This is a genomic window from Rhizobium sp. 01N447_2, assembly GCF_056399245.1.
Genome location: NZ_JBFTQY010000002.1, coordinates 136,783 through 149,406, shown reverse-complemented (window position 1 = coordinate 149,406; position 12,624 = coordinate 136,783). Strand labels below are relative to the sequence as shown.

Annotated in this window: 7 protein-coding genes; 5 read left to right on the top strand and 2 right to left on the bottom strand. The window is 63.5% G+C overall.

Annotation, left to right across the window (positions count from 1 at the left end; translation table 11 throughout):
• Positions 1 to 23 precede the first annotated feature (23 nt).
• On the top strand, positions 24 to 2,306 hold the full coding sequence (locus tag AC1ECN_RS02055) for a PAS domain-containing hybrid sensor histidine kinase/response regulator (RefSeq protein WP_130671832.1): 2,283 nt from the start codon (positions 24 to 26) through the stop codon (positions 2,304 to 2,306).
• 108 nt (positions 2,307 to 2,414) lie between these two features.
• Positions 2,415 to 3,293, top strand: a complete 879-nt coding sequence (olsB, locus tag AC1ECN_RS02050) for a l-ornithine N(alpha)-acyltransferase (RefSeq protein WP_130671831.1) — start codon at positions 2,415 to 2,417, stop codon at positions 3,291 to 3,293.
• Positions 3,294 to 3,324: 31 nt separating this feature from the next.
• Here the strand turns inward: olsB and AC1ECN_RS02045 are convergent, their stop codons facing one another.
• Positions 3,325 to 3,864 (bottom strand): L,D-transpeptidase family protein, encoded by a 540-nt coding sequence (locus AC1ECN_RS02045; protein ID WP_130671830.1) that lies wholly within the window; start codon positions 3,862 to 3,864, stop codon positions 3,325 to 3,327.
• Between the two features lie 290 nt (positions 3,865 to 4,154).
• A complete protein-coding gene (locus tag AC1ECN_RS02040; protein ID WP_477952030.1) occupies positions 4,155 to 6,440 on the bottom strand; it encodes an NADP-dependent malic enzyme in 2,286 nt (761 codons plus the stop codon).
• Between the two features lie 113 nt (positions 6,441 to 6,553).
• Here AC1ECN_RS02040 and mutS point away from each other — a divergent pair, with 113 nt between their 5' ends.
• The 3 genes from mutS (at position 6,554) to AC1ECN_RS02025 (ending at position 12,606) form a co-directional block, all read left to right on the top strand.
• Positions 6,554 to 9,280 carry a DNA mismatch repair protein MutS gene (gene mutS / locus AC1ECN_RS02035; protein WP_477952028.1) on the top strand — a complete coding sequence of 909 codons (2,727 nt, stop codon included), beginning with the start codon at positions 6,554 to 6,556 and terminating at the stop codon, positions 9,278 to 9,280.
• Between the two features lie 9 nt (positions 9,281 to 9,289).
• Complete coding sequence (locus AC1ECN_RS02030) at positions 9,290 to 9,565, top strand: hypothetical protein (RefSeq protein ID WP_003544896.1); 276 nt, start codon at positions 9,290 to 9,292, stop codon at positions 9,563 to 9,565.
• A 134-nt stretch (positions 9,566 to 9,699) separates the two neighbouring features.
• Positions 9,700 to 12,606, top strand: a complete 2,907-nt coding sequence (locus AC1ECN_RS02025; protein ID WP_024322184.1) for a [protein-PII] uridylyltransferase — start codon at positions 9,700 to 9,702, stop codon at positions 12,604 to 12,606.
• The last annotated feature ends 18 nt before the right edge of the window (positions 12,607 to 12,624 follow it).

Below are 12,624 nucleotides of genomic sequence, written 5' to 3'. Positions count from 1 at the left end.
GGGCCTCATGTTATCCAGATAGCATGCAGAACCTGGGACAGTTGCAGGAAAGATTGTCCGCCGCCTTCGGTGGACCCGCCGCCAAGCCGCATGAGAAGCGGATGGAGGCCTCTTCCTCACGACCCGGCGCATCGGCACCTCAGGGAGCCGATGATCGTCAGAGGGGAACCGCACCGACAAGGCGGCTGCTGTTCTACTGGCTGGGCGGCGCCGGCCTTCTTGCCGCAACGATCCTGATGCTGCTTGCCCATGCCGGCGATCCGTTGCTTCTTTCGGGCGGCCTTGTCGTTCTTGGCCTTGCCGTCATCGCCAGTTATGCCCTGCTGATGGTTCGGCCGCGCAAGGCCGGGCAAGGCCCCGGCAAATCCCTGCAGGATTGGAACGCTGGCGCAAAGCTGTTTGCCGACGTGCACGACGTGCTCGGCGACATCACGGTCAGCCGGACCATGGACCGGCGCATCATCTCCGCCAACGATACTTTTCGCCGCCTGAGCGGGCGGCTGCGTCCGGAAGGAAAAACCTGCGAGGAGATCGGGCTTGCCTTCCGCCCCGGCCCGATACCGCACTGCTACGATGTCGAGATCTCGACACCGGAGGGCCAGCGCATCTTCCTCTGGCGCGACGTCGTCACCCGCGACCCGGCAAATGGCCGCCTGCTGCTGCAGAGCGTTGCCCGCGACGTGACCGACGAGCGGCTCATCGCGCAGGGTCGCGAAGAGGCCCGGCAGAAGGCCGAATATAACAGCGCCGCCAAATCGAGGCTGCTTGCCACCGTCAGCCACGAGGTGCGCACGCCGCTTTCCGGCATCCTCGGCATGACGCATCTGATCGCCGAGACGCGGCTGACGCAGGAACAGCAGAACTATCTCGCGAACATCCGCCAGTCCGGCCATGCGCTGACACAACTCGTCGAGGATCTGCTCGACTTCTCCACCATTGAGGTCGGCCGCTTCGCGCTGCACCCGCGCTCGGAATCGCTGCGCAAGCTTCTGGAAAGCGTCGTCGAGATGCTCGCCCACCGGGCGCATGAAAAGGGTATCGAGATCGGCGCCACAGTGTCGTCCGACGTGCCCGAAAATATGAGCTTCGACCCGGCGCGGCTGCGCCAGGTTCTCTTCAACGTCATCGGCAATGCCGTGAAGTTCACCCAGGTCGGCGGTGTCTTCATCCGCGTATCGCTCGACGCCGACGACATCTCGATCACCGTCACCGATAGCGGTCCCGGCATGACGACGGAGGAGCAGGCGCGCGTCTTCGGCGAGTTCGAGCAGGGCGGGAGCGTTGCCGACAAGAGCAGCGGGACCGGGCTCGGCCTTGCCATCTCCGCCCGCATCATGCGCGAATTTAACGGCGCGCTGACGGTTGCCAGCGAAAAGGGCAAAGGCAGCGAATTCACCATCCGCTTCCCTGTCGATATCGGCAGTGAGCGCCCCGACCGGCGAAACACGCTGCTTGCCGGCAACAGCGTCGTGCTGCTCGCCCCAGCCGGTGCGGCGCGCACAGCCATTGCCGAGACGATCACCACGCTCGGCGGCCTCTGCCATCTCGTCGGCGACGGCGAGACGGCGCGGGCAACACTGCTCGGCCTGGCAAAGGGCGGACGGCGGCCGACCGATATCATCATCGACCATCGGATGTCGGCAGAATTTTCCGCCCATCTTGCCGATCGCGCCGACATCGCCGCCCTTGGCCTGCGCAAGGTGCTGCTCGTCAATCCGGAAGAGCGCAGCGCCCATCCGCTCGACCTTTTCGACGCCTGGCTCATCCGGCCGCTGCGCGAGCAGTCGCTGATCGACGTGCTGCGCGGGCGCATGCGCGGCATGGAGAAGCGCGACGCGCTGAACGACAACCAGCCGGGCTTCGGCCTTTCGGTGGCGGAGACGTTGGTTGCCGCCAGCGGGCTCAGCATCCTGCTCGGCGAGGACGACCCGATCAATGCCATGCTGGTGCGCGTCGTCCTGGAAAAGGGCGGGCATAAGGTGCGCCATGTCGAAGATTTCGAGGCCCTGCTCGACTACGCGCTCTGCGAGGCGAATGCCCGGCCCGATATCATCATCAGCGACCTCTCGATGCCTGGTGGTAACGGCATCGAAATGCTGGGACGCCTGCGCGGCCATGAACGGCGGCTCGATCTTGCCTCGGTGCCGGTGATCGTGCTGACCGCCGACAAGAGCGACGAATCGCGCCGCCAGGTCTTGCTGAATGGCGCCAACCGCGTCATGGTAAAGCCGGTCGATCCGGTGCGGCTGCTGACCGAAGTTCAGGCGGTTGCCGCCCTTTCCGCCCGCCGGGCAGAGGCGCGGTGAGCGCCTCAGAAACCGGCACACTTCTTGCGCCTGGAAACTCAAAATGTCACTTTCCTGTCGCAGAGAAGTGTTTTATGGCGTCGATAAGCCGGCAACGGGAGAATCGTCATGTCCGCCATCGACATCCTGAATCGTGACACCACCGCGGAGCCCGCACGGCCCTCGACGGCTGCTGTCCAGAAGGACGGCGATATCCTCGGCCGCATCGGCAATCTGGAGACCCGCCTTGCCCGCACGGCATGCGAGATCGATGCCGCCCAGGCCGTGCGCTACCGCGTCTTCGTCGACGAAATGAAGGCGCAGCTGCCTCTGGACGCCATGCGCCGCCAGCGCGACGTCGACGCCTATGATGCTGTCTGCGATCATCTTCTCGTTCTCGACCGCTCGATCGAGGGCGACCCGGAAGACCAGATCGTCGGCACCTACAGGCTGTTGCGTCAAGATGTCGCCATCGCCAATGGTGGTTTTTACTCGGCTTCCGAATTCGAAATCGACGGCCTCATCGCCAAACATCCGGACAAGCGCTTCATGGAGCTCGGCCGCTCCTGCGTGCTGCCGGAATACCGCACCAAGCGCACCGTCGAGCTCCTGTGGCAGGGCAACTGGGCCTATGCGCTGAAGCATGGCGTCAGCGCCATGTTCGGCTGCGCCTCTTTCCCCGGCGTCTATCTCGAAAGCCACGCGCTGGCGCTGTCCTTCCTCTATCACAATGCGCTGGCGAAGAACGAATGGGCTGTCGGCGCCCTGCCGGATCTGGCCCGCAACATGGACCTGATGCCCGTCGAGGCCATCAACCCCAAGCGGGCGCTGATGGCCCTGCCACCGCTGATCAAGGGCTATCTGCGCCTCGGTGCGATGGTCGGCTCCAGCGCGGTCGTCGATCATGCCTTCAACACGACCGACGTGCTGATCGTGCTGCCGATCACCAGCATCTCGGACCGTTACCTGAATTATTACGGCGCCGACGCCGGCCGCTTCGCCAGCTAGAACCTTTCCCAGTCACCGCGCCGGCAATGCTTCAGGGCATGATCTCTATCGGGGTATGAGCGGGGACGCGGGCCCAGATATCGCGCATCTCCGCGTTGGTTACTGCAACACACCCATCCGTCCAATCCCAAAGGTGATGGACGTTTCCGAATAGGCCCCAGCCATTGGGAAGCCCGTGGATCATGATATCGCCCCCGGCTGGAAAGCCTCCGGCTTCAGCATTGCGCCGATCATCCGGGTTTGGATAGGAAATATGYAGGCTCAGATACGCCATAGACTTTGGATTTCGCCAGTCTATTTCATAACGCCCTTCAGGTGTTTTCTCGTCACCTTCTCGTTGCTTGGGCCCGGCATCGGCAGCCGTGCCTAAAGAAATCCGGTATGTAGAGATGGGAGCATCGCCTCTGAGAAGGACCATGCGACGTTCGGATTTATAAACGCGAATGAGGTCAGCCCGTTGTTCCAATGGCGCATCCGGAGGCGGCGAGCCTGAGCCGACCCTGGCCATCAATTTCGTATAAGCGAAGCAGCTGGCAACCACGATGACTAAAACGACAAGCTTGTTTCTCAACTTGATCTCATCTTCAGGAGGCGCGCTCGAGGCCGGGCACGATCGGGCCGGCAATGGCTAGAGCATGATGCCGAAAGTGTGCGCGGTTTTCGGACGACATCATGCTCTATTTCTTTGATTTAGATCAGGATTCAGATTTTAGGCCGATCGGGCCTAAAATCATCCTGATCTAGCAAGCCTTGGCGATCATGATGCTTCACCCCTCGGCGCCAGTCTAAAGCCGGATAAATGCCCGGCCGACGCACTGTCAGCCGGGCACCAAAAGGCGTCTCAGAAACGCAGGACGAGGTTTACGAACCCGCCCCATAGGCGGCGATCGCCGCCATGTTGACGATGTCGCTGTCCTTGGCGCCCATCGAGGTGATCTGCACCGGCTTGTCGAGGCCGACGAGGATCGGGCCGATCACCGTGGAGCCGCCGAGTTCCTGCAGCATCTTGGTCGAGATCGAGGCCGAGTGGAAAGCCGGCATGACGAGAACGTTGGCCGGGCCGGAGAGGCGGCAGAAGGGATATTGCTCCATCACCTTGCGGTTCAGGGCGACGTCGGCGGCCATCTCGCCGTCATATTCGAAATCGACGCGGCGCTTGTCGAGGATCTTCACCGCCTCGCGCACCCGCTCGGAGCGTTCGCCCGAGGGATGGCCGAAGGTGGAATAGGCCAACATCGCGACACGCGGCGGATAACCCATGCGCCGCGCCAGACCGGCGGCCTCTTCGGCGATATCGGCAAGCTCTACGGCCGTCGGCATGTCGTGCACCGCCGTATCGGCAACGAAGACCGTGCGGCCGCGGCAGAGCGCCAGCGACACGCCGATGACGCGGTGGCCTGGCTTCTCGTCGATGCAGCGGCGCACATCTTCGAGCGCCGTCGAATAGTTTCGGGTGATGCCCGTCACCATGCCGTCGGCGTCGCCGAGCGCCACCATGGTGGCGGCGAAGTGGTTGCGGTCGTTATGGATCAGCCGCTGGGCGTCGCGGTGGAGATAACCCTGCCGCTGCAGCCGGGCATAGAGATAGTCGATATAGGCCTCGACCCGGGTCGAAAGCCGGGCATTGACGATTTCGAAGCCCGGCCGGTTGAGATCGATGCCGGCGCGTTCCGCCGTCGCCCGGATCAGATCCTCGCGGCCGAGCAGGATGGCGGTGCCGAGCTCCTGGTTGGCATAGGACATCGCGGCGCGCAGGACCTGTTCTTCCTCGGCCTCGGCAAAGACGATCCGCTTCGGATGGYGGCGGACACGCTCGTAGAGTCTGGCGAGCGTCGAGGCGATCGGATCGCGGCGCGCCGAAAGCTCGCGGGCATAGCCGGGCATGTCGGTGATGACCTTGCGGGCAACGCCGCTTTCGATCGCGGCTTGCGCGACTGCGACCGGGATCGCCGAGATCAGCCTGGGATCGAAGGGAACGGGGATGATGTATTGCGACCCGAAACGCGGCCGGTTGCCCTGATAGGCGGCAACCACGTCATCGGGCACGTCCTCGCGGGCCAGATTTGCCAGCGCCTTGACGGCGGCGATCTTCATCGCGTCGTTGATTGTCGAGGCACGGACATCGAGAGCGCCGCGGAAGATATAGGGAAAGCCGAGGACGTTGTTGACCTGGTTCGGATAGTCCGAACGGCCGGTCGCCATGATGGCGTCGTCGCGGATGCGGGCCACCTCTTCCGGCGTGATTTCGGGATCGGGATTGGCCATGGCGAAGATGATCGGCCGCTCCGCCATCGAGCGGATCATCTTGGCCGAAAACGCGCCCTTCTGCGACAGGCCGAAAACGACGTCCGCGCCTTTCATCGCCTCTTCCAGCGTGCGCGTGTCGGTCTTTGCCGCATGCGCCGATTTCCACTGGTTCATGCCCTCGGTGCGGCCCTGGTAGATGACGCCCTTGGTGTCGCAGAGGATGACGTTCTCAGGCGCAAAACCCATCGCCTTGATGAGTTCGACGCAGGCGATCGCCGCAGCACCCGCACCGTTGCAGACGAGCTTCGTCGTCTTCAGGTCGCGACCGGTCAGCTCCAGCGCGTTGATCAGGCCGGCAGCGGCAATGATCGCCGTTCCATGCTGGTCGTCATGGAAGACGGGAATATCCATCAGCTCGCGCAGCCGGCTTTCGATGACGAAACAATCCGGAGCCTTGATATCCTCAAGGTTGATGCCGCCGAAGGAAGGACCGAGGAAGCGCACGCAGTTGATGAACTCGTCGACATTTTCCGTATCGATCTCGAGGTCGATGGAATCGACGTCGGCAAAGCGCTTGAAGAGCACCGCCTTGCCTTCCATGACAGGCTTCGAAGCCAGCGCGCCGAGATTGCCGAGGCCGAGGATTGCCGTGCCGTTGGAAATGACGGCGACCATATTGCCGCGCGCCGTGTAATCATAGGCGGTCTGCGGATCGGCCGCGATTGCCTTGACGGGCACGGCAACGCCCGGCGAATAGGCAAGCGAGAGGTCGCGCTGCGTCGCCATCGGCTTGGTCGGGTTGATCTCCAGCTTGCCGGGCCGGCCCATTGCGTGAAAATCGAGCGCCTCCTGGTCGGTAACTGAGGTCACCGGCCGGTCCTTCTTATCGATATCGGGCATAAATCCTCCAACGTCCTGTGGGCGACGCTTTGCTCTTCCTCAAATGCTGTTGTCATCTATAGCGGCGCGCGGATAGGGTTGGCACCTGTTTTTTTGGGAAAAACTCCACCTCCGTGAACGCACGAATAGACACAGGGAATGAAGCCTTTTCGGCGGCCGAGCTCGCCACGGCGGAAAGCCGTGCCTCGGCGACGCCGATGATGGAGCAATTTATCGAGATCAAGGCGAACAATCCGGGTTCGCTGCTCTTCTATCGCATGGGCGATTTCTACGAGCTGTTCTTCGAGGATGCGCTGGAAGCCTCACGCGCGCTCGGTATCACGCTGACGAAGCGCGGCCAGCACATGGGCCAGGATATCCCGATGTGCGGCGTTCCGGTGCATGCGGCCGACGATTATCTGCAGAAGCTGATTTCGCTCGGCTTCCGCGTCGCCGTCTGCGAGCAGATCGAGGATCCCGCGGAAGCGAAGAAACGCGGCGCGAAATCCGTCGTCAGGCGTGACGTCGTCCGCCTCGTCACTCCCGGCACGATCACCGAGGAAAAGCTGCTTTCGCCCTCGGAATCCAACTATCTGATGGCGCTGACCCGCATTCGCGCCAGCGGCGAGGCCTTGCTGGCCCTTGCCTGGATCGATATTTCCACCGGCGTCTTCCGGCTTGCCGAGACCGAAGCCTCGCGCCTGCTTGCCGATATCCTGCGCATCGATCCGCGCGAACTCATCCTGCCCGACACGATCTTCCACGATCCCGAACTCAAGCCGGTCTTCGACGTGCTCGGCCGGACAGCCGTGCCGCAGCCGGCCGTGCTCTTCGACAGCGCCAGCGCCGAAGGCCGGATCGCGCGGTATTTCGGCGTCGCGACGCTCGACGGCTTCGGCACTTTCTCGCGCGCCGAGCTGGCGGCCGCCGCTGCCGCCGTCGCCTATGTCGAGAAGACGCAGATCGCCGAGCGGCCGCCGCTTGGAAAGCCGGAGCGGGAAAGTGCGGCTTCGACACTGTTCATCGACCCCGCTACCCGCGCCAATCTCGAGCTTGCCCGCACGCTTTCGGGCGATCGCAACGGTTCGCTGCTGAAGGCGATCGACCGCACTGTCACCGGCGGCGGCGCCAGGCTTCTCGCCGAACGGCTGATGTCGCCGCTGACCGATCCCGCCTGCATCAATGCGCGGCTCGACTCGATCGGCTTCTTGATCGACGAACCCTTGCTCTGCGGCAATCTGCGCGACACGCTGAAACATGTGCCCGACATGCCGCGCGCGCTGTCGCGCCTGGCGCTCGACCGCGGCGGCCCGCGCGATCTCTGGGCGATCCGCCAGGGTCTTGACGCGGCGGGCGGAGTTGCGGCGATGCTCGGCAAGGCGATGCTGCCCGAAGAGCTCAGCCAGGCGCTGTCCGGGCTGCACGCCCTTCCCGCCGCACTGGAAAACTTGCTTGCCGAAACGCTCGCCGACGAATTGCCGCTGTTGAAACGCGATGGCGGCTTCCTGCGTGACGGTGCCAGCGCCGAGCTCGACGAGGTCCGGGCACTGCGCGACCAGTCGCGTCGCGTCATTGCCGGCCTGCAATTGCAATATGCCGAGGAAACCGGCATCCGGTCGCTGAAGATCAAGCACAACAACGTTCTTGGTTATTTCATCGAAGTCACCGCCGGCAATGCCGCACCGATGACGGAGACGGCGGACGCGAAGGCCCGCTTCATCCACCGCCAGACGATGGCGAACGCGATGCGCTTCACCACGACCGAACTTGCCGACCTCGAAAGCCGTATCGCCAATGCCGCCGACCAGGCGCTGACGATCGAACTCGAAGCCTTCGACAGGATGACGGCGGCCGTCGTTGCGGAAGCCGAGGCGATCAAATCGGGCGCCCGGGCGCTTGCCGTCATCGACGTCGCCGCAGGTCTGGCGCTTCTCGCCGAGGAGCAGGCCTATTGCCGCCCGCAGGTCGACAGCTCCAAGATGTTTGCCATCGAGGGCGGCCGCCATCCGGTCGTCGAGCAGGCGCTGCGGCGGCAGGCGGGCGGCCCCTTCGTCGCCAATCATTGCGATCTGTCGCCCAAGACCGGCGATCGGGACGGGGCGATCTGGCTGCTGACCGGCCCTAATATGGGCGGCAAGTCGACCTTTCTGCGCCAGAACGCATTGATCGCCATCCTGGCGCAGATGGGCTCCTTCGTGCCGGCGACATCGGCCCATATCGGCATCGTCGACCGGCTTTTCTCGCGCGTCGGCGCCTCCGACGATCTGGCGCGCGGGCGCTCGACCTTCATGGTCGAGATGGTGGAAACGGMGGCGATCCTCAACCAGGCGAGTGACCGTTCCCTCGTCATCCTCGACGAGATCGGCCGCGGCACCGCGACGTTCGACGGTCTTTCGATCGCCTGGGCCGCCGTCGAGCACCTGCATGAGGCCAATCGCTGCCGCGGCCTCTTCGCCACGCATTTCCACGAGCTGACCGTGCTTTCGGAAAAGCTTGGCCGGCTATCGAACGCGACGATGCGCGTCAAGGAATGGGACGGCGACGTCATCTTCCTGCACGAGGTCGGGCCGGGTGCGGCGGACCGCTCCTACGGCATTCAGGTCGCGCGCCTTGCCGGGCTTCCGGCCTCGGTCGTGGCGCGAGCCCGTGATGTGCTGACCCGCCTGGAAGATGCCGACCGCAAGAACCCGGCGAGCCAGCTGATCGACGACCTGCCGCTTTTCCAGGTGGCGGTGCGCCGCGAGGAAACAGTCCGTGGGGCCTCCAAGGTCGAGGAGGCGTTGAAGGCGATGAGCCTTGACGACATGACGCCGCGCGAGGCAATGGATGCGCTTTACGATCTCAAGAAGAAGCTGAAATAGGAGCGCGCCGTGTTCATGGAAAAACTGGTTCGCGAAACCGAGCGCCTCTCGCTCATCTGCTCCATGCTCGATACGATGCGGCGCGCCGATAAGGACCGCAACGCCCGCGGCTGGACGTCGCCGATCGGCATGCTGAAAATAACCCGCTGCTGCGCTGTGATCTCGGAGCTCGGAACCTCGATTGCCAAGGCCGGCTATCGCGAATGCGACAGGCAGGCGCTTGAGGAGATCATGCGCGAGACACGGCAGGTGCTGCATCTGCTGAATGCGCGGGCTGCCGGCTGAGGATTCCGGGAAAGCCGGCGGCTTGCGTCAAAGCGCCCTCGCCTCTTGCAGCGAACCAACACCATTTCGCCAAATTTAAAGGTTCTTGCAGTATCAAAGCCCGTGTCAATCGCCGGGCAAAGGGGCTATAGCGCATGCAGACGAAACAAGCGGCAGGCCGTGAACCGGCAGTCCGGCATGAACAGGAAACCGCCCCGGCGATAGCGATGCGCGACCTCGATTTCTCCAATATCCTCGACGTCGAGCTCTTGCAGAAGCAGTGTGACGCCGTTGCCGAGGCCAACCGCAACCGGCCCGACATCCTGCGCGCCGATCTTCTGGCCGTGCTGAAGAAGGCGAGCACGGAGGGCCGGCAGAAGGCGCGCGAGGCACTTATGGCCGACGGCGGCGGGCTGAACTGCGCCTACCGGATTTCCTGGCTGCAGGACCAGATCATCACCGTCCTCTACAATTTCGCCACCGCCCATATCTTTCCGCATCAGAAAGACAAGTTTGCGGTGACCGCCGTTGGTGGCTACGGCCGCGACACGCTGGCGCCGGGCTCCGATATCGACCTGCTCTTCCTCTTCCTGCCGAGGCCGGCGGAAGAGACGCACAAGGCGGTCGAATTCATGCTCTATGTGCTCTGGGACATGGGCTTCAAGGTCGGTCACGCCACCCGCACGGTGGAGGAATGCATCGCGCTTTCCAAGTCCGACATGACGATCCGCACCGCCATCCTGGAGATGCGCTACATCTGCGGCCTGCAGCGGCTGGGAACCGAGCTCGAGACCCGCTTCGACAAGGAAATCGTCACCGGCACCGGTCCCGAATTCATCGCCGCCAAGCTTGCCGAGCGCGACGAACGCCACCGCAAGGCGGGCGACACGCGTTATCTGGTCGAACCGAACGTCAAGGAAGGCAAGGGCGGGCTTCGCGACCTGCACACGCTGTTCTGGATCTCGAAATATTATTATCACGTGCGCGACCAGGCGGAACTGGTCAAACTCGGCGTGCTGTCCAAGCACGAATACCGTCTGCTTGAGAAAGCCGACGATTTTCTCTGGGCGGTGCGCTGCCATATGCACTTCCTGACCGGCAAGGCCGAGGAGCGCCTGTCCTTCGACATCCAGCGCGAGATCGCCGAAGCCTTCGGCTATCACACGCGCCCGGGCCTTTCGGCCGTCGAGCGCTTCATGAAGCACTATTTCCTTGTCGCCAAGGATGTCGGCGATCTCACGCGCATCCTCTGCGCTGCGCTTGAAGACCAGCAGGCGAAGTCGATCCCGGGCCTGACCGGCGTCATCAGCCGCTTCACCCATCGCAATCGCAAGATCGCCGGCAGCGTCGAATTCGTCGAAGACCGCGGCCGTATCGCGCTCGCCGACCCCGAGGTCTTCAAGCGCGATCCGGTCAACATCATCCGGCTCTTCCATGTCGCCGACATCAATGGGCTGGAATTCCATCCGGATGCGTTGAAGCGCGTCACCCGTTCGCTCGCGCTGATCGACAACGCCTTGCGGGAAAACGACGAGGCGAACCGGCTGTTCATGTCGATCCTGACGTCGAAGCGTGATCCGGCGCTGATCCTGCGCCGCATGAACGAGGCCGGCATGCTCGGCCGCTTCATCCCCGAATTCGGCAAGATCGTCGCGATGATGCAGTTCAACATGTATCATCACTATACGGTCGACGAACATCTGATCCGCACCGTCGACATTCTCTCCGAGATCGACAAGGGGCGCGCCGAGGATCTGCATCCGCTCGCCAACAAGCTGATGCCCGGCATCGAGGACCGCGAGGCGCTGTATGTCGCCGTTCTCCTCCACGACATCGCCAAAGGCCGCCAGGAGGATCATTCGATCGCCGGCGCCCGCGTCGCCCGCAAGCTCTGCGCCCGCTTCGGCCTGTCGCAGAAGCAGACTGAGATCGTCGTCTGGCTGATCGAGGAACATCTGACCATGTCGATGGTGGCGCAGACCCGCGACCTCACCGACCGCAAGACGATCACCGATTTCGCCGACCGCGTACAGTCGCTCGACCGGCTGAAGATGCTCCTGATCCTGACGATCTGCGATATCCGCGCCGTCGGTCCGGGCGTCTGGAACGGCTGGAAGGGCCAGCTTCTGCGCACGCTCTATTATGAAACCGAGCTGCTGCTCGCCGGCGGCTTTTCGGAGGTCTCCCGCAAGGAGCGGGCCAATGCCGCCGCCGAGGCGCTGCATTCAGCGCTCGCCGACTGGAGCCAGAAGGACCGCAATACCTATACCAAGCTGCACTACCAGCCCTATCTGCTTTCCGTGCCGCTGGAAGACCAGATCCGCCACGCCCATTTCATCCGCCAGGCCGATAAGGCGGGCCAGGCGCTCGCGACCACGGTGCGCACCGACAGTTTCCACGCGATTACAGAGATCACCGTGCTGTCGCCCGACCATCCGCGGCTGCTCGCCGTCATTGCCGGCGCTTGTGCCGCGGCCGGCGCCAACATCGTCGACGCCCAGATCTTCACCACATCGGACGGGCGGGCGCTCGACACCATCCATGTCAGCCGCGAATTTACCGACGATGCCGACGAGCTGCGGCGTGCGGCGACGATCGGACGGATGATCGAGGACGTGCTGTCCGGCCGCAAGCGGCTGCCCGAGGTCATCGCGACGCGCGCGCGCAACCGCAAGAAAAGCAAGGCTTTCGTCATTCCGCCGTCGGTCAACATCACCAACAGCCTGTCGAACAAGTTCACCGTCATCGAAGTCGAATGCCTCGACCGGCCGGGACTGCTGTCCGAGATCACCGCCGTGCTGTCCGATCTGTCGCTCGACATCCAGTCGGCCCGCATCACCACCTTCGGCGAGAAAGTGATCGACACCTTCTACGTCACCGATCTGGTCGGCCAGAAAATCTCCGGCGACAGCAAGCGYGCCAACATCACCGCCCGGATGAAGGCCGTCATGGCCGAGGAGGAGGACGAACTGCGTGAGCGCATGCCTTCTGGCATCATCGCGCCCGCCGCCACCGCCCGGACATCGCCCTCCACCGACAAGAAAGCCGGTTCCCCCGTATGAGCCAACACGCATGAGCCC